At 40.7% G+C, this 18,678-nt stretch carries 21 protein-coding genes; all 21 read left to right on the top strand.

From position 1 onward, the window contains the following. Positions 1–131 precede the first annotated feature (131 nt). The 21 genes from flgM to KAI37_RS23450 all read left to right on the top strand — a co-directional run bounded on the left by flgM (position 132) and on the right by KAI37_RS23450 (position 18,643). Positions 132–407, top strand: a complete 276-nt coding sequence (gene flgM, locus KAI37_RS23550; protein ID WP_039271505.1) for a flagellar biosynthesis anti-sigma factor FlgM — start codon at positions 132–134, stop codon at positions 405–407. Between the two features lie 10 nt (positions 408–417). Further along, positions 418–918, top strand: a complete 501-nt coding sequence (locus KAI37_RS23545) for a flagellar protein FlgN (protein WP_076294041.1) — start codon at positions 418–420, stop codon at positions 916–918. Between the two features lie 15 nt (positions 919–933). Continuing rightward, entirely contained in the window at positions 934–2,514 is a 1,581-nt protein-coding gene (flgK, locus tag KAI37_RS23540; protein ID WP_220030325.1) for a flagellar hook-associated protein FlgK, read from the top strand. 24 nt (positions 2,515–2,538) lie between these two features. Then, positions 2,539–3,447, top strand: coding sequence for a flagellar hook-associated protein FlgL (flgL, locus tag KAI37_RS23535; RefSeq protein ID WP_075154850.1), 909 nt, complete (start codon positions 2,539–2,541; stop codon positions 3,445–3,447). An 83-nt stretch (positions 3,448–3,530) separates the two neighbouring features. Continuing rightward, positions 3,531–3,977 carry a flagellar assembly protein FliW gene (locus KAI37_RS23530; protein WP_220030324.1) on the top strand — a complete coding sequence of 149 codons (447 nt, stop codon included), beginning with the start codon at positions 3,531–3,533 and terminating at the stop codon, positions 3,975–3,977. After that, positions 3,977–4,210, top strand: coding sequence for a carbon storage regulator CsrA (csrA, locus tag KAI37_RS23525; RefSeq protein WP_220030323.1), 234 nt, complete (start codon positions 3,977–3,979; stop codon positions 4,208–4,210). The genes KAI37_RS23530 and csrA overlap by 1 nt, the downstream gene beginning before the upstream one ends. A gap of 318 nt (positions 4,211–4,528) precedes the next feature. Then, on the top strand, positions 4,529–5,302 hold the full coding sequence (locus KAI37_RS23520) for a flagellin N-terminal helical domain-containing protein (RefSeq protein ID WP_039271495.1): 774 nt from the start codon (positions 4,529–4,531) through the stop codon (positions 5,300–5,302). A gap of 169 nt (positions 5,303–5,471) precedes the next feature. Further along, positions 5,472–5,855, top strand: a complete 384-nt coding sequence (locus KAI37_RS23515; RefSeq protein WP_039271493.1) for a flagellar protein FlaG — start codon at positions 5,472–5,474, stop codon at positions 5,853–5,855. 14 nt (positions 5,856–5,869) lie between these two features. Next, the gene (gene fliD, locus KAI37_RS23510) at positions 5,870–7,342 is read left to right on the top strand and encodes a flagellar filament capping protein FliD (protein ID WP_209940548.1); all 1,473 of its coding nucleotides are present in this window, start codon (positions 5,870–5,872) and stop codon (positions 7,340–7,342) included. Positions 7,343–7,356: 14 nt separating this feature from the next. Then, positions 7,357–7,740 (top strand): flagellar export chaperone FliS, encoded by a 384-nt coding sequence (fliS, locus tag KAI37_RS23505; RefSeq protein ID WP_039271489.1) that lies wholly within the window; start codon positions 7,357–7,359, stop codon positions 7,738–7,740. Continuing rightward, entirely contained in the window at positions 7,740–8,084 is a 345-nt protein-coding gene (locus tag KAI37_RS23500; RefSeq protein ID WP_209940547.1) for a hypothetical protein, read from the top strand. Before fliS ends, KAI37_RS23500 begins: the two co-directional genes overlap by 1 nt. Positions 8,085–8,209: 125 nt before the next feature. Next, a complete protein-coding gene (locus KAI37_RS23495) occupies positions 8,210–10,018 on the top strand; it encodes a motility associated factor glycosyltransferase family protein (protein WP_220030321.1) in 1,809 nt (602 codons plus the stop codon). A gap of 29 nt (positions 10,019–10,047) precedes the next feature. Next, positions 10,048–11,067: a UDP-N-acetylglucosamine 4,6-dehydratase family protein gene (locus tag KAI37_RS23490; protein WP_104497786.1), complete on the top strand. Its 1,020-nt coding sequence runs from the start codon at positions 10,048–10,050 to the stop codon at positions 11,065–11,067. 17 nt (positions 11,068–11,084) lie between these two features. Then, positions 11,085–11,783, top strand: a complete 699-nt coding sequence (locus KAI37_RS23485; RefSeq protein ID WP_258383015.1) for an acylneuraminate cytidylyltransferase family protein — start codon at positions 11,085–11,087, stop codon at positions 11,781–11,783. Positions 11,784–11,799: 16 nt separating this feature from the next. After that, a complete protein-coding gene (gene neuB, locus KAI37_RS23480) occupies positions 11,800–12,828 on the top strand; it encodes an N-acetylneuraminate synthase (RefSeq protein WP_220030319.1) in 1,029 nt (342 codons plus the stop codon). After that, complete coding sequence (neuC, locus tag KAI37_RS23475; RefSeq protein WP_053326235.1) at positions 12,825–13,964, top strand: UDP-N-acetylglucosamine 2-epimerase; 1,140 nt, start codon at positions 12,825–12,827, stop codon at positions 13,962–13,964. Before neuB ends, neuC begins: the two co-directional genes overlap by 4 nt. A gap of 12 nt (positions 13,965–13,976) precedes the next feature. After that, positions 13,977–14,603, top strand: a complete 627-nt coding sequence (locus KAI37_RS23470) for an acetyltransferase (RefSeq protein WP_220030318.1) — start codon at positions 13,977–13,979, stop codon at positions 14,601–14,603. A gap of 19 nt (positions 14,604–14,622) precedes the next feature. Then, entirely contained in the window at positions 14,623–15,768 is a 1,146-nt protein-coding gene (locus tag KAI37_RS23465) for a DegT/DnrJ/EryC1/StrS family aminotransferase (RefSeq protein WP_220030316.1), read from the top strand. 100 nt (positions 15,769–15,868) lie between these two features. Next, the gene (locus KAI37_RS23460) at positions 15,869–16,714 is read left to right on the top strand and encodes a TylF/MycF/NovP-related O-methyltransferase (protein ID WP_220030314.1); all 846 of its coding nucleotides are present in this window, start codon (positions 15,869–15,871) and stop codon (positions 16,712–16,714) included. 31 nt (positions 16,715–16,745) lie between these two features. Beyond that, positions 16,746–18,413 (top strand): HAD-IIIC family phosphatase, encoded by a 1,668-nt coding sequence (locus KAI37_RS23455; RefSeq protein WP_220030313.1) that lies wholly within the window; start codon positions 16,746–16,748, stop codon positions 18,411–18,413. Beyond that, positions 18,410–18,643: an acyl carrier protein gene (locus KAI37_RS23450; RefSeq protein WP_104497792.1), complete on the top strand. Its 234-nt coding sequence runs from the start codon at positions 18,410–18,412 to the stop codon at positions 18,641–18,643. The genes KAI37_RS23455 and KAI37_RS23450 overlap by 4 nt, the downstream gene beginning before the upstream one ends. The last annotated feature ends 35 nt before the right edge of the window (positions 18,644–18,678 follow it).

Genomic DNA, 18,678 nt, shown 5'->3' with positions numbered 1-18,678 from the left:
GAGCTTATCGGTTTTTTTATTTTTAGCAACCATGCACAAAATAAAGAAGTAAGGCATAATACGAACCATGTTCGACGCTATGTCGTCTGATACATTCTGACCATATCAAATAACTAAGGAAGGTGGAAGTTATGAAAATTAACGAGACCAACCGCATCGGAGCTATTAATCCATATCAACGCAATATTGAAACAGGACGTCAAGAGGAGCTTAAGAAGTCCCGCCGTAAGGACGAGGTTTCGATTTCTCCAGAAGCAATGGAAATGCTGAACCGCAGCAGTGATGCAGACCGTGTTAAGAAAATTCAGGAGCTTAAGCAGCAAGTAGCTTCTGGTACCTATCGTGTGGATGCCGATAAAATTGCAGAGAAGCTGTTGCCTTACTTCAAGCAGTCTTCTGAAAGCTAGGTGAAGGAATATGCCTTTAGAGCGATTGATTGATGTGCTAGAGCAACTTAGAGAGGCTCACGAGCAGTTGATTGCATTAGGAAATCAAAAAAAAGAAGCACTGATATCAAATAAGGTAGATCAGCTCATTCTAGTCATGAACCAGGAATCGAAGATGTCCAGACACATTGAACAGCTGGATGAGCGACGCCTGCAGGCAGCATATGAATTTTTGCAGGAACGTGGTATTAAGTCCAAGTTGAATCTCAATATTACGGAGTTGTCTCGTCTTGTGTTTGATGTAGAAGACAAGCAGCGCCTCCTTCAAATTCAAAAAAATCTAGCGGATACGCTTGTAGAATTGAAAAAATTAAATGAGTTGAATCAACAGCTTATACAACAAGCGCTTTCCTATATTGATTTTTCTATTGAGAGTATGTCATATTATGCGGAATCTGAAGCGGTTTATCAGCGTCCAGCTGACAAAAGCACCTCTACTGTACGAGCGGGACTATTTGATACACGCGCCTAATTGAAGGAGGAAAACATGGTCTCAACATTTCATGGTATAGAAACTGCGAAAAGAAGCTTAAACACACAAACGGCGGCACTTAATACAACCGGACACAATATCTCAAATGCCAACACAGCTGGTTACTCAAGACAAGTGGTCAGTATGAAGGCCTCAGACTCTATGGAAGCCTACGGTTTGAATCGTTCCGTTGTACGAGGTCAAATGGGTACAGGGGTTGAATTCACTGCTATTGAACGCGTCCGTCAGACGTTTTTGGACGATCAGTATCGTAATGAAAGTTCTTCTCAAGGTGGATGGGACATTCGCTATGACACACTGAACAAGCTGGAGACCATTATGAATGAGCCTTCGGATACAGGTATCCGTAAGGTCATGGATAATTTCTGGGATGCATGGTCCGATCTGAGCCAAGACCCTCAGGATGTCACGAATCGCAAAATTGTAAAAGAGACTACACTTGCTCTGACAGATGCGATGAACCAGGCTAGCAAGCAACTGGATGCACTCAGTTCTGATTTGACTACTAACGTTACATTAAAAACAAGCGAGATGAATTCGTTATTGCAGTCTGTAGCGGACTTGAATGGTAATATTTACAAGTTGGAACAACTTGGGGATAATCCGAATGACTTGCGTGATCAGCGGGATTATGCAGTTGATAAGTTGTCCAAGCTTGCGAATGTGCAGGTAACTCAGCTGGATAACGGTTATCAGGTAACGGTGGCAGGACAGATAGCCGTAGCAGGCACAGAGGTAACTGCTATTACGGCGGCTGGCCTTGAGGCTGCATATCAAGGTGGAACGTTAACTGGTGGCGAAGTGTACGGAATGATTTTATCCAGAGATAAATATGTGGCAGATTACAGAACCCAGATGGACCAGTTAGCTAATACATTGGCGAATGGTAACATTGAAATTACTTTACCCGCAGGTACAGTTCTGCCTGAGGGAACGGTACTGAATTCAGGTGTCAACAATGCAGCAGTTACTTACTCGAATGCGAATAACAACAGAACCTTGACCGCGGATTTGAAAGTAACCGTACAAGGAATTAATGGACTCCATCAATTGGGATACACACTTAGTGGTACAACTCCAGAAAAAGGGGGGGCGTTCTTTACCTCGAAAGATGGAGCTGCTATTACAGCCGGTAACATTACGCTGAATAAGGATATTCAAGATGATCCCAATAAAATTGCCAGTTCTTTGCGTGTAGATGGAACGGGGACGGCCAATGAGAAGGTAACCGTGGGTAACAATGCTTTGGCATTGTCTATGGCGAGCCTGAAAAATGTAAAGTTTGGTTTTAATACGACTCAAGCTCAATCTACTACGGTAGATGACTTCTTCAGTTCAATTGTTGGGCAATTAGGCGTCCAAACCCAGGAAGCAGAGCGTCAATCGCAAAATGCGCAGTTGTTGACCGAGCAAGTGGACTTGAACCGCCAATCCGTCAGCGGGGTGTCACTGGATGAAGAAATGTCGAACATGATCAAGTTTCAACATGCTTACAGTGCAGCTTCCCGGTTCATGACAACTTTTGATCAATTGTTGGACAAACTGATTAATGGTACAGGCCGCGTAGGTCTCTAGTATAATGAGAAGGTGGAGTAAGCCATGCCAATTCGAGTGACTTCAGGGATGACCAGTATGCAACTGCTCAGTAACCTGAATCGAAATAATAATAATATGGGTAAAATGGAGAATCAGATTTCGACTGGTCGAAAGTTGAATAAGCCTTCAGATGATCCAGTAGGGGTAACTTATGCGCTACGTTACAGAGCCGAGTTAGCTTCTAATGAACAATACAAGACAAACTCAGATGCAGCTGTTAGCTGGTTAGATTTCACTGATACAACCATGCAACAAGCCAGTGATGTAATGAAGCGTCTTAAAGAGCTGACAGTTCAGGCTTCAAGTGAAACGCTTCCTCAATCTGGATTGGATTCAATTAAATTGGAAGTTGATCAGTTAAAAGAACAAATGATGAATATTGGTAACAGCCAGCTTCGTGGGAAGTATGTTTTTAATGGACAAAATTATGATCAGATGCCGTATCAGCTTTCTGCAACAGTAACAAGTTATGATCAGATCAATCCGGATCAAGCCGCTGTCAGCTATGCAGTTGGAGACCAAGATGCATTTCGGGTAAATACATCCGGTAGCGATTTTTTTGGGAAATCGACAGATGCTGATAATGTTTTTAAGGTCATGGATGCTATATCTTCTGCACTAAGCAGCGGAAATAGTACAGCAATATCGAGTCAGCTTTCAAGTATTGAATCCCGCTTTACTAAAATGCAGACCAGTTTGTCTGAAGTGGGCGCACGTACGAATCGGGTTGAACTGATACAATCCCGTTTGGAAGAGCGAAATTTGAATTTGACGACACTTCAAGCTAAAACGGAAGATGCGGATGTTGCTAGTCTGATGATTCAAGCTACATCTGCCCAAACCATTTATGAAGCCGCCCTGAAATCATCAGCTAAGATCATGCAGCCATCTTTGATGGATTTTATGAGCTGATTTTTATCTTTGACATTTGTGATTTGAAGCTATGGACGAGTGGTCCGTAGCTTTTTTGTTACTATATATAGGAGGAGTTACTTATGACCCCAGAACAGAAATTAGATGAAGAGAACCAAGATAAAAATACTAGTCTTTATGTGTTTCCGAAAGGAATACCAGGATTTGAACAACTTCGGGAATTTCAGCTACAGGAGCATAATGAATTATTTAGTCTTTTCAGTGCAGTAGAGCAGCCTGCGACTATTTTTATTACTGTAAATCCATTTGATTTCTTTAAAGATTATGAATTTGAACTATCTGATGATGCCCTAGAGGATATTGGAATTACCAGTCAAGAACAGATAGCAGTAAGATGTATTTGTACATGGAACAGTGATCAATCCAAAACAACAGTTAATTTGCTTGCGCCCTTAATTTTTAACATTGAACAGCAGACGGGAAAGCAAATTGTTTTGCAAAATACGAACTATACAATTAAGCATCCCTTGTGGAATAAAATAGAGTCCAGCAAAGGCGGTGAGTCCTAATGCTGGTATTAACACGTAAAAAGGGTGAATCCATTGTAATTCAGAATGATATTGTCGTCACGGTTCTTTCTGTCGATGGCGATACTGTAAAAATTGGTATTTCTGCTCCTAAGGATATTGATATCTATCGAAAGGAAGTCTTTGAGGCTATTCAGCTAAATAATCAATTTGCAGTTATGGATTCCAATGCCATTCAAAGTGCTATGTTGGAGATGGAGAAAAGAAAGTCCTGATCCACCAATGATAGTAGTGCACATTCATTGAGAAAGGCCGACACGAGTAAAGTGTCGGCCTTTGTTTGACTAAATTTTATGTTTATAGGTTGGATTTGGGCAAGGTCATCATTATATAAAATGGTGATTTTAAATCGAAATAACCGGGTCGTAAACTTCTAAGAAAATATTTCGAAAAAAAGCTTGAATGCTATAAACAATTCTAGCTTAAGGGTCGATATATAGTTTAGAGCGGTAATTCTTCAGGGCGGCCGACCTGTGAAGACGCTTATACCACAAGGACGTGGGAATCAAACCATTTCAGGGAGGAAATTTAAAATGATTATCAATCACAACTTACCGGCAGTAAATACACACCGTAACATGCAATTGAACAACACGGCAGCAAGCAAAAACATGGAAAAATTGTCTTCAGGTCTGCGTATCAACCGTGCAGCTGACGATGCTGCTGGTCTCTCCATTTCCGAAAAAATGCGCGGTCAAATCCGTGGTCTGGAACAAGCACAACGTAACGTTCAAGATGGTATCTCTTTCGCACAAACAGCTGAAGGTGCAATGAACGAAGTATCCTCCATGCTGACTCGTATGAAAGAACTGAGCGTTCAACAATCCAATGATACTTACAGTGCTGGCGATAAATCCAACATCAAAGCAGAGCTTGGTCAATTGGGTAGTCAAATTGACGCAATCCTGTCCAACACAAAATTCAACGGTATTTCAATTTCTGGCGGAGCAGGCGTTAAAATCCAAGCTGATGATGACAAGTTCGTAATTACTATTAAAGGTATCAGTTCCGCTCGTTTCAGAGGTCTTACTTCTGCAGTTACTTTGTCTGCTACAACAGCTGCAATTGAAGCGGTTGCTAAGCAACGTGCGAACCTCGGTGCTATGCAAAACCGTATGGAATATACTTCCAATAACTTGGGCACAACTGTAGAAAACCTGACAGCTTCCGAATCCCGTATTCGTGACACTGACATGGCAAAAGAAATGGTTGCTCTGTCCAAAAACAACATCTTGCTGCAAGCTTCGCAATCCATGTTGTCACAAGCAAACTCCGCGCCACAAGGCGTACTGTCGTTGCTGCGTTAATTTTAAACGACAGCCGTTACAAAAAAAGATCCTGCTTTTGCAGGATCTTTTTTTGTTTTATTTTAGTTTTTTCATAAATAATTACACGCTTTTACCGATATATAATGTATTGGCTTTTCAAATATAGAACGGTTCTATTGTATTTAAAAATACTAATGGAGGTTATTCTATGGACTCGATGATCCCCCCTAGCACCGGGAATCTGTTGCCGGTTCAGTCATCAGCAGGAATAAAACGTGAAGCCCCTTCGGATGCCGAAACAAATTATGCTGCTACACAAGATGCTCCCCGAACAGCCAATAGAGGCGGCACCGGTCAGAAGCAACCGTCACATGAGGAAGCAGTTTTGGAGCTACAGAAAGTAATTGATGCTATACAAGGCCCACAGAAGACGTTTGAGATCTCTGTGCATGAAAAGACGCATGCAATCATGATAAAAGTGATGAACAAGGAAACGGGCGATCTGATTCGTGAGGTACCTCCCGAAAAAATTTTAGATATAGCGGCTAGAATGATGGAAATTGCAGGGATTATTATCGATAAAAAAGTATAGGGGGATATACAACCATGGTAACTAGAATAAGTGGGCTTGCTTCAGGCATGGATGTTGATGCAATGGTTAAAAAGCTGATGACAGCTGAGCGTGTACCACTCGACAAAATGAATCAACAGAAACAATTAATGGAATGGAAAAGGGAAAATTATCGCGAAAGCAGTACTAAAATAGTTTCATTTCTACAAGATAAACTGACGACATTAAGCCGTACTGCTTCAATAAATCCCCAGAAAGTAACCGTGACGGGCAATAGTGATGCCTTGTCTGCATCAGCTTCATCATCTGCCAGTGGAGTACTGGATATCTCCGTAACCAATCTCGCTACTGCTGCAAGATCTGTCTCAGACAGTTCATGGTCGGAGAAGGCAAGCACTGAACTTGCCTTTTCTGATGGAGCAGCTCGCACGGTTCAGGTTGGTGGGGCTACTATTGATGTGGATGCAAACGAAACCATTGAGTCGTTTGTTAAAAAAATTAATGATAACAGTAAGACAGGAGTAACGGCCCTGTATGACCCCAAATCGGGTTTGTCATTAACGAGCAAAACTACCGGTTCACAAGCATTCAATATCGACGCTCAAATTAGTAGTGAGTTTAAACTGTCTTCAACGAATGGAACCGATGCTGTGCTAAAGGTAAATGGACTTGAAGTCAAAAAGTCATCAAATAATTTTACCATTAATGGCATTGATATTACACTAAAGGCAGCCGGTGGTGCTGCTACAAAAATCGAAGCTACCAAAGATACCGATAAGATTGTGGAGAATATTCAAAGCTTTGTCGATGCATATAATGATGTTCTCGCTACACTCAATGGCAAGGTTGGTGAGGAGAGATATAAAAAATACGCTCCGCTTACGACGGAACAAAGAGCCGCTATGAGTGATGATGAAGCCAAGCTCTGGACAACCAAGGCCAAGAGTGGCATGCTTAGAAACGATCCTATCCTGCAGGATACATTATCTGAGATGCGTAGTGCTATGATCCAAGGTGTAGATATCGGCAGAGTTGACGCGGATGGTAAGAATAAGCCCTTAATGATGTCTGAGCTAGGAATCACTACGGGGACGTATGATACCAAAGGCAAGCTTATTCTAGATGCAGACAAATTGCGTGCAGCGGTAGAAAAAGATCCAGATATTGTCGCGAACTTTTTCGGGAAACAGGACCCAAGTACCCTATTAACAAATAAATATACACAACAAGATGGTGTTCTTGCTAAATTAAAGAAAATTTCGAATACCTCACTTCAAAGAATGGCAGATACAGCTGGTACTTCAAAAGTAAGTAAGGACCTAACTGCTTCATTTCTTTCTACGAGCACAATGGGAGAGCAATTGTCGAGCCTGGACCGTCGAATTAGTGACATGACTAGCCGTCTAACGATGATTGAAACTAACTATTACAAAAAATTCACCGCGATGGAGACGGCAATCAGCAAGTATAATAGTACATCTTCGAGTCTTACTGGCATGTCGTCATAAAGGAGGTTTTACAATTGATCAATACACCCTATCAGAAATACCGGCAGACTCAAGCGCAAACTGCTTCCAAGCCTAAACTGCTAATTATGCTGTACGATGGGGCTATTCGTTTCCTTCGTGCGGGAATTGAGGGGATAGAGAATAAGGATAACGAGAAAGCAAATAATAATTTGTGTAAAGCGCAAGCGATTGTACACGAGTTGATATCTGCGTTGAATTTTGAGTATCCAATATCCCATGACTTATTGCGAGTGTATGAATATATGCTGCATGAGCTGATTGAGGCGAATGTTCACAAAATAGCCGCTCCGGCACAAGAGGTGCTGGAACATTTGACTGACCTACGGGAAGCTTGGTTGGAAGCCATGAAAATGCCTGGTGTAGTTGGTAGTGTGTGATGGCAGATCCTAATATGCAAGTACTCCTTGAAGAGCTGCAACATAGGACAGAAGCAGTGTTATCTAACCTTCTGAATATAAGTGAGGAAGAGTTTGAACAGTTTGCAGATCAAAGGCAGCGCATTGTAGAACAGATGCAGCCCTATCAACCATCGTTAACGGAAAATGATAAGCAGAAAATTCGTGATATACTAAGTAACGATTCTGTAATTTTGCAGCGTATGCATGTACTAAAGGATAAGGCTGGTCAATGGATGGAGAAACGTGGAGCCATTCGTGTGCAGCAGCATGCATACCAACAAGCTTATTCTGTAGACAGTTTGTTTATTGATCATCGCAAATAAAAAATGTTTTATGGAGCGTCCCCTATTCGGTTAGAATAGGGGTATTTTTGTGAAAAGGTTCATTCCATTAAGAGTAAATCCGATATACTAATTAACAAATCTTAATGCGAAACGGTGGTATTACCTTGTCTCAACTACAAATAAACCATACAATTCTAGAGCAAAGGTTTCCTCATGTTGCAACCCATTTAAATAGTTTGCCGAATGATGACTTATCTATACCTTTGTTTACCGAATCTTTTGAAAGGGATATCGCTTGGCTCAATGCTGTTGATGGATCTATTGGGAATGGGAAGATTATTTTTGTATACGGGTTTGAAAGAGGGCTCAGTATTGCTGATCTCCTCGAATTGTACCCGAACCACTGGTTGTTTGTATACGAGCCGGATGAGCAGCTGTTTAGGAAGGCAATAACAGACTATGACCTCAGTCTTTTATTGGAGCATCCCAATTTATACTGGCTAGCAGTTGGTGATTCTCAACTCGATATGATGTTTCACATGCTGAGTAGTTACATGATGGAAGATTTAGTGTTTATTGCGCTGCGTAAGTATCTAACCGATGATATGAGTATGCTGCGTGAAGTAAAGGAACAATTTCAGGAATATCGCTATAGCTTTTTGGTAGATAAACATACAGAGCATCGTTTTCGAGAAGAATGGACTCGAAATTTTTTATATCATCTATCTGATGTACTGTACACTCCTTCCATTGAACAAATTTTTTATGCTTTTGAAGGTGCAACGGCGGTTGTGGTATCTTCGGGACCATCGTTACAGGAGGATATTGAATGCCTGAAAAAATTACGTCCGCATGTACTGATTATTTCAGCAGGCTCGAGTATTCAGGCATTAATAAAGCATGGAATTCAGCCTCACCTTGCTGTCATTATGGATGGACATCCAGTGAATAAAAAGATCTTTGCTTCCTCTGCAACGAGGGAACAGCCCTTACTGTTTACCTCCTCATCTTATTATGAGATTTCGGATCAGAATTGCGCAGAAAAAATTCATAGTATTATGAAAAGCGATGATGTATCTCAGTATTTCCTAGGACTCAGTAGAGAAGAGCTTTTTATATCGCCTACAGAAACAGTTGCAGGAACGGCTATTCAGGTAGCAGCCTGTCTAGGGGCTAAACGAATTATACTTGCAGGTCAGGATTTATCATTTCCTGATAATAAGTTTTACGCAGATGGGATAGAGCACTTTGCAGCCGAAACTACGGATAAGATAGTGCAGGAAGCACCAAAGAAAGTGCTGAATGTAAAGGGGACATACAACTTTACAGATGAGAGTTTCTCCCTGATGAAGGATGGGCTCGAAAATCTGATTGCTGCCCTTCCACGACTTGAATTCGTCAATTCAAGTCGCAACGGTGCAGCGATTGAGGGTGCTCCATTTAAGCCTATGGAAGAGATCTACGATCTCATGGCTTCGGAACATGTTGACAATGATGCAATTGCTGATTTGATAAACAAAAAAAATCTTGCTGTTGATATGAATAAGGTGCAGGACGTCAGAGACAAGCTGATAGTGACACTTGAGGATCTTTCCAATGTACGCTCTGAGATTGCAGCTATTCACAAGCTTATGAATAAGCTACGCGAGTTTAGCCGGACTAAACCAGCAAAGGCTCAAAATATGATGGAATCCATAGAGCAGATGTGGGGGCTAATAGCTAACAGAACATGGTTCTCACCTATATTTGAGTCTATCATGCCTATCGAAGTTGCTCGTTTTGATCAGGTGCTTCCTGTCATTGTGACAGAACATCAGTTGACTCGTAAGTCTGATTTAATCTACGAGCACGTTAGTAAGATTTTAAAGGATATTACAACACAAATTCCGATACTCGAAGAAATGTTTTCGGAATCGGTTCGCCGTTTAGATAAAAAAATAGATAGCGATGCAGTGATCGATAAAGATATATAAATTAATCGTTTTACACTCCGGAGGTCATTATGTTTACCAACAAGATTGTACTGGTTACGGGCGGCACAGGTTCGATTGGAAGCGAAATTGTACGTAATATTTTATCGTATAACCCTAAAGCCTTACGGATTTTTAGCAGGGATGAGAGCAAGCAGTTTGATCTGCAGCAGGAATTAAAAGAATATACGAATATCCGCTATCTGATCGGTGATATCAGGGACAAGCAAAGATTGAGTTATGCTATGGAGGATGTGGATTATATTTTTCATGCTGCTGCTCTCAAACATGTGCCAGCATGCGAGTATAACCCTATGGAAGCAGTGAAAACGAATGTTATTGGTGTACAAAATCTGATAGAGACGGCTATTGAGCATAATGTAGAAAAAGTAGTAGCCATCAGCACAGATAAAGTGGTAAATCCAACGAATACGATGGGAGCTACGAAGCTGCTATCAGAACGTTTAATTTCTGCCGCCAACTTGTATAAAGGGAGCAAACGTACCATCTTTTCTTGTGTCCGCTTTGGAAATGTTATGGGATCCAGGGGCTCTGTTATTCCTTTATTCCGTGATCAGATTGCTAAAGGGACACCGGTGACGGTTACACATGCAGAGATGACTCGGTTTATGATGTCTATTCCTCAAGCCGCTCAATTGGTCATAGATGCGGCGCACTATTCGCAAGGCGGAGAAGTATTTGTACTGAAAATGCCGATTCTCAAGATTACGGACTTGGCCCAATGCTTGGTTGATTCGTATGAAGAGGCAGTTGGTAAGCCCTATCGTGGAGAAATCATTGAGACCGGAATCAGGCCGGGTGAGAAGCTATATGAGGAATTAATGACGCTTGAGGAATCGGAAAGAGCGTTGGAGAATGGACAAATGTATATCATTCCTTCGTTATTTCATACAGCAGAGCAAGAATATGAAGGTTTTCAAAGGGCAATTCGTCAAGAATATTCTTCGATGACTGCACCACAGATTTTCCCGAAAGCCATTCGGGAGCTTATTGAACAGAACGGATTGGGCTTCACAAAAGGTATTGTATGATGAGCAATCACCAATGTTTGGCTATTATTCCTGCGCGGGGTGGATCAAAAGGTTTACCCGGTAAAAACATAAGATTGTTACATGATAAACCGCTCATTCAATATAGCATTGAAGCTGCACTAAATAGTGGTTGTGTGGACGAAGTTATAGTTTCAACGGATTGTAAAGAGATTGCTCGTGTGTCGGGCCAAGCCGGAGCGGCTGTTCCGTTTATAAGGCCCGATGAACTAGCTACCGATGAGGCCAAAAGCATTGATGTATTGAAGCATGCAGTTGAATTTTATGAGCAGACGCAAAATCAATTTTTTGATGTTATTATGCTGCTGCAGCCCACATCTCCACTGCGAAATGCTATGGACATTAAAGAAGCATATAAAATATTTTTAGATCATCAGGCTGATTCACTTCAAAGTGTCACTTTGTCTGGAGTGCAACCCTATCTACTAAGGGAAATGGATAACGGTCGGCTTACGCCCTACCTGAAAGGTGAACGGGAGCATTTGAGGAGACAAGACCTGAAAGAACTACATGCTCTAAACGGAGCCATCTATATCGTAAAAAGAGATCTGTTGATGAATAGTGACACTCTGGTTGGTCCTAATAATTGTGGCTACATTATGCCTAAAGAACGATCTATTGACATAGATGACGAGTTTGATTTAAAAATGGCAGAGTATTTTTGGAGAGAATCCAATCACAAGGAATCCTTGCAGTAGGAGTGAGGAATATAACATGCAAAACTTCTTATCAAATCATGAAAACCACCCTATCTATATTATCGCGGAGGTAGGAGTCAATCATAACGGATCATTGGAGCTTGCATTCGAGTGTATTGATCAAGCGATTTTATGCGGTGCCGATGCAGTGAAATTCCAAACCTTTAAAAGCGAAAAGCTGGTAACCAAGTACGCCCAGAAGGCTAATTATCAGACGGAAAATACCAATTCAGCTGAAAGCCAACTAGATATGTTAAAACAGTTGGAATTGAGCTTTGAGGATTTTGTTCTTTTGAAAAGGTACTGTGAGGATAAAGGGATAGATTTCCTTTCCACACCCTTTGATGAAGAAAGTGCTGAGTTTCTGAATTCAATTCATATTGACGCATTCAAGGTAGGATCAGGAGATATGAACAATATCCCCTTTCTTCAGAAGCTTGATAGCTATGGGCGTCCGATTATTCTATCGACCGGGATGTCTAATTTAGATGAAATTGGAGAATCGTTACAAGCATTTAAAAAAAGTGAAGTACTATTACTACACTGTACTTCTGACTATCCGGCGCCTTTAGAAGATGTGAATCTGCTAGCTATGAAGACAATATCTACAGCCTTTAATAAGGTCACAGGTTACTCAGATCATACGGCTGGAATTGAGATCGCTGTAGCTGCTTCAGCACTGGGAGCTAGAATTATTGAAAAGCATTTTACATTGAATCGAAATCTTCCAGGTCCTGATCATAAGGCTTCACTGGAGCCTGCTGACTTTTCAAAGATGGTTCTTGCGATTCGAAATGTGGAGCAGGCTTTAGGGGATGGTGTTAAAAGATGTATGCCTTCCGAGGAAAGTACCAGAGCCGTTGCAAGAAAAAGTATTGTGATGGCAACACCTAAAAAAACAGGCCAGCAATTAACTCGAGAAGATCTAGTTATCAAGCGTCCGGGCACTGGAATAGAGCCTAAATATTTTGATGACTTGGTTGGTAAACAGTTGTTAAAGGATGTACATGAAGACTATTTGCTATCATGGGATGATGTGCAATGAAAAAAGTATTGGTGATTACCGGAACACGAGCTGACTATGGGATATATTACCCGGTTTTGCGGGCTCTTGAGGAAGAACATGCTCTGGAGCTCCATCTGTTGGTTACAGGCATGCATTTATCTCCACAGCATGGGTATACATTGGACGCTATCCAAAAGGACGGATTTCGTGTATCTGCTAAGGTAGATTGTCTACTGCAGGGATCTACTCATGCTAATATGTCTCGCTCTATTGGAATAGCAATCATGGGCATGACACAAGCCGTAGAAGCTTTGGAACCAGATTTTGTTGTTGTATTAGGAGATCGGGGAGAAATGCTTGCAGCTGCGATTGTGTCCTCTCACATGAACATTCCGCTTGTTCATTTGCATGGTGGAGAAGTCTCCGGCACGATTGATGAGTCTGTACGGCATGCGATTAGTAAGTTGGCCCACATTCACTTTGTGGCTACAAATGGAAGCAGAGAGCGCCTAATTAGGCTTGGCGAAGAACCTTGGAGAATTCATGTAGTCGGTGCTCCGAGAATTGAAACGATGATGAACACTTCCCTGCCTGAGCTAGAGATGACGAAACGTAAATACGATCTGAATATAGATAACGATTATGTGCTGTTTGCTTATCATCCTGTCACCACGGAAGAAGCGGATATGCACATCCTTGGTAAGATGATGGAAGTTCTCTTGGCTGGGGAGAATGAGGTAATTTGTGTGATGCCTAATTCGGATGCTGGAGCTGATGCGATTGTTGATGTATATAATCGTTTTGCTGCAAGAAAAGGGATGCACCTTGTAACCAGTTTTGAGCAACTTGATTATCTGACGATGTTGAAAAATGCAAAAATATTAATTGGAAATTCTTCATCGGGGATTATTGAGGCCGCCTCCTTTCATGTTCCAGTCATTAATATCGGAACTCGCCAGACAGGCAGAGAGCGTTCTGTGAACACAATAGATATTTCAGCTGACGAGCTCGAATTGACTTCTGCAATAGAGTACGCAATGTCTGAGCCTTTCCAACAAATTGTTAAAGCAGCCGACAATATTTACAGTAGAGATAACACCAGCTCTCGCATCGTAGATATATTGAACCGAACATCCAAGTCAGAGCAGCTTATTCAAAAGACAATTACCTATTAAGGAGGATCGGCCTTGAGCTATATTGTTTTTGGAGCAGGAGGGCATGCCAAGGTTATCGTGGATATTTTACGGTCCTGTGGTGAAGAAGTCATAGGAATTCTGGATGACCATTGTAAAGAAGAAGCATGGAACGGATTGCCGATCTTGGGGGGCCGTAATCAGATTGCTCAACTATTATCTCTGTATCCAGAGGCACTGTTCGTTGTGGCAATCGGAGATAATACAACCAGAAGGAAGATTGTAAGTCAATTAAAAGCTGCTTCAATCCAATTTGGTACTGCTGTTCATCCAAGTGCTGTAGTCGCACCCAGCGCATTCATTGGGGAAGGGACGGTTGTCATGCCTAATGCTGTAATTAACGCTGACGCGTACGTTGGAGAGCATGTCATTGTTAATACGGCGGCTACTATAGATCATGATTGCCGAATAGAAGACTTCGTGCATATTTCCCCGGGTGTACATATGGCAGGTGGAGTTCAGATCGGGTGTTGTGCTCATATCGGAATAGGTGCAAGTCTTATACCTAGTGTTCGTGTTGGGCGCGATACCATCGTTGGTGCTGCTTCTTGTGTCATCCGCGATTTGCCAGAGAACGTCATAGCTGTGGGTTGTCCGGCCAAAGTAATAAAAAACCTATAAGGATAAGGGATGAAACAAAATGTCCAATCGAGATAGAATTTATTTATCTTCACCGCATATGGGCGGGCTTGAACAACAATATATCGCAGAGGCCTTTGAAACCAATTGGATTGCTCCACTAGGTAAAAATGTAGACGCTTTTGAATCAGAGGTGGCAAATTACTTAGGATGTGGAGGCGCAGTTGCCCTAAGTTCTGGAACAGCAGCGATTCACTTGTCTTTAATATTGCTTGGTGTGGAGAAGGATGATATTGTTTTTTGTTCTTCTCTTACCTTTGTTGCCAGTGCTAATCCGATCTTATATCAAGGTGCAATTCCTGTCTTTATCGATTCGGAACCAGACAGTTGGAATATGTCCCCTGAGGCACTAGAGCGAGCATTCAAGACTTATGCAGATAAGGGAAAGAAACCTAAAGCTGTAGTTATAGTCAATTTGTACGGGCAGAGTGCAGACTACGATCGCTTGAAAAAAATATGTGATTATTACGAGGTGCCAATTGTAGAAGATGCTGCGGAATCACTCGGAGCAACTTACGGCAAGCAAATGAGTGGAACGCTTGGGAAATTCGGAATTCTTTCATTTAATGGAAATAAAATTATTACTACTTCAGGTGGTGGCATGCTGGTTTCAGATGATTTAGAAGCACTAAGTAGAGCGCGACACTACGCAACTCAGGCGAGGGAAAAGGCGATACATTATCAGCATGAGGATGTAGGCTTCAATTATCGTCTCAGTAATGTTCTGGCTGGTATAGGAAGAGGGCAGCTTCGTGTGTTGGACGAACGCATTCAACAGAAACGAGAAATTTTTGAAAAGTATAGCTATGAGCTATCAGGAATTGATGGAATACAATTTATGCCGGAAAAGAGTTTTGGTAAGTCTACTCGATGGTTGACAACAATGATAATAGACCCTGAGATTATTGGTACAAGCGTTAGTGATTTAATAGGTTATTTAGGAAAAGATAATATTGAATCTCGACCAGTATGGAAGCCGCTTCATCTGCAACCACTCTTTAAAGATGCCGTGTATTTTGCTCATGAAGGTGGCTTGGATATTAGCAAAATATTATTTGAAAAAGGAGTTTGTTTGCCCTCTGGAACAAATATGTCGGTGGATGAGCAGAGCTTTGTTATTAATCAAATGAAGGCTTTTTTTCGATGAATATAATATTGAACTCAATTAGCACAGCTATGTTTTGCATAAAAAGAGCATTTATTCAGTCATTATGTTTATGATGCTTATTTCGGGAGAGGTGTAGAATTTGATTGATAAAGCAAAGGTAGTTATTTTTGGTGCAGGTGACGGAGGATTTCGTGTTCATTATCTATTAAGTGATGAATTCGAGGTTATCGCATTTGCAGACAATGATGTATCTAAACAAGGCTCGAAATTTTTGTCCAAACCGGTCGTTGCTCCTAATGAAATTTGTAAGCTTGTATTCGATTATGTAATTATAGCGAATATTCATGGAGAATCAGTGTACAAGCAGCTCACTGAAGAGTTGTCGATTGAAAAGGAAAAAATTATTGACTATTTTATGAGTTTAAAATTTGATACTAGGCTGGCTCTATTACGGCAAATTGCTGATGAAATAAATGAGTGCGGAGTAAAGGGAAGTGTAGCAGAGCTCGGTGTGTTTAAGGGGGAATTTTCTAAGTATATTAACCGGGTTTTTCCTGATCGTCAATTATATTTATTTGATACCTTTAGCGGTTTTGATCAAAAGGATATTGATAACGAGAATAAAGGGGATTTTTCAAACTCGGTTGCAGGAGAATTTTGCAATTCGGATGTGGACTTAGTACTGAATAAAATGATGTATAAAGAAAATTGTATTGTGAAAAAAGGGTATTTTCCAGAATCAGCAAGTGACGTGAATGAAACTTTTGCATTTGTTAGTTTGGATGTTGATTTGTATCAGCCTATTCTCGAAGGATTAAAATTTTTCTATCCTAAGATGTCAGATGGGGGATATATTATAATCCATGACTACAACAGTACTCGATTTCATGGTGTAAAACAGGCGGTTAGAGAGTATTGTAGAGAACATGGTGTTAAGTACACGCCTATAAGTGACTTATGTGGTAGTGTCGCCATTATGAAGTAAGTTGAACCTTGATTTATGGGGGAGAAAATAAATGAGAAAAAATAAACTATTAATCCTCTCTGATTCTAATCTAAATCCGATGGTTCGTTTTCTAGAGGGATCTTTTCAAGATTTGACTTTAGAAGTGACAGAAGCTCCTTATAATCAAGTAAATCAGGTTCTTATGAATTCTGATCACTCCGTATGGTCGGAAAAAAAGGATATGTTGCTTTTATGGACAAGTCCTGAGAAAGTAATTCCTTCTTTTAATAAACTGCTGGAATATAAGGAAGTTAATATCGGTGATGTTCTTAATGAAGTCGATCAATTTTGTGAGCTTATTATCAGAGCTGAGGGAAAAGCAAAACATATTTTTGTTGTGTCTTGGTCCCTCCCACCTCATTACCGTTGGATACAATCGATGACATTAAAGCACAATGTAGGATTAAGCAATGTACTTATGCAAATGAATCTACGTCTTTCAGAACGACTACAAGAGCACGAGCATGTTATCATTCTTGATTCTAGCTATTGGTATGCAGCAATCCAGCAAAAAAGCTACGATGCTAAAATGTATGCACTTGGGAAAATTCAGTTCTCTCGCGATTTTTTTCTCTTTGTATCCAATGAGCTAAAATCAATCATTAGTGGTCTATACGGACAAAGTAAAAAGTTAATTATCTGTGATCTGGATAATACACTCTGGGGTGGCGTGATTGGTGACGATGGCATTGACAACATCAAACTGGGGGGGATTGATCCCGTCGGTGAGAGTTTCAAGCTTTTTCAGCAAGAATTGTACAGCTTGAGTAACCGAGGTGTCATTCTGGCTATTTGCAGTAAAAACAGCGAACCGATAGCACTAGAAATGATAGAACAGCATCCAGAAATGATTCTGAGAAAAAAGGACTTTTCTTCAATTCGAATCAACTGGAACGACAAGGCAGCCAATGTAGTTGAAATTGTAAAAGAACTCAATCTAGGTCTGCAATCTGTTGTGTTTTTGGATGATAATCCATCTGAAAGAGATCGTATCAAGCAAGCTCTTCCTGAAATATATGTACCTGATCTACCTGTAGATGTAACCCAATATCCTGTTTTTATTAGCCAACTGGATTGTTTTGAGACTCCTGCTATAACGTTGGAGGATCGTAAACGAACAGACTGGTTCAAACAGGAGCAAGAACGGGAGTCGATAAAGTTAAACGTAGGGTCATTGGAAGAGTGGCTTCACTCACTTGAAATTAAGCTGACTCCACATAAATTGAATAAAATATTGCTAACACGTGCTGTCCAGTTAATGAATAAAACGAATCAGTTTAACATGGCGACCCGCAGGTTTACGATTGAAGAGTATTGGTCCTGGAGTGAACTACCGAATAATCATGCAATCTTATTTGAGGTGGAAGACAAATTTGGAAATGCAGGTTATACAGGACTGATTTCGGTTTCATGTGATGATGAAGGTCAGGCTGAAATCCATGATTTTGTTATGAGTTGTCGTGTCATGGGCAAAGGGATTGAGGAAGCAATGCTTTATTTAGTTATCAAGCATTTTTCCCCCCATAATATTAAGGCTACGTATATAAAAACAGAAAAGAATAACCCTTTTTACGACTTTGTTTCAAAGAAGTATAGGGATGTATCTAAAAACAATGAATTAGATCTAGGAGAGATATTCTTACCTCATCATATCTTACTTAAGGAGTGCTCTTTTTGAATAAATTTGAGTTGGTTCAATCAATAATATCTAAAATTATGAATGTGTCTGTCGAAAAAGTGACGTTGGAATCGGTAAAAAGTGACTTTGAAAATTGGGATTCGCTCAATCAATTGAATTTAGTGATGGAACTTGAAGCTAATTTTAATGTATCTATTCCCATTGATGAAATAGCTAATATAGATTCAGTGCAAAGCATTTTGCATATTTTGAATAATATTCATAATTGATATTTCCTTCGAAATGTTATGTAGAAAAAGATAAC

This window comes from Paenibacillus sp. S25 (assembly GCF_019454085.1).
Lineage (GTDB): Bacteria > Bacillota > Bacilli > Paenibacillales > Paenibacillaceae > Paenibacillus > Paenibacillus polymyxa_B.
This window is presented reverse-complemented; position numbering and strand designations above follow the sequence as displayed.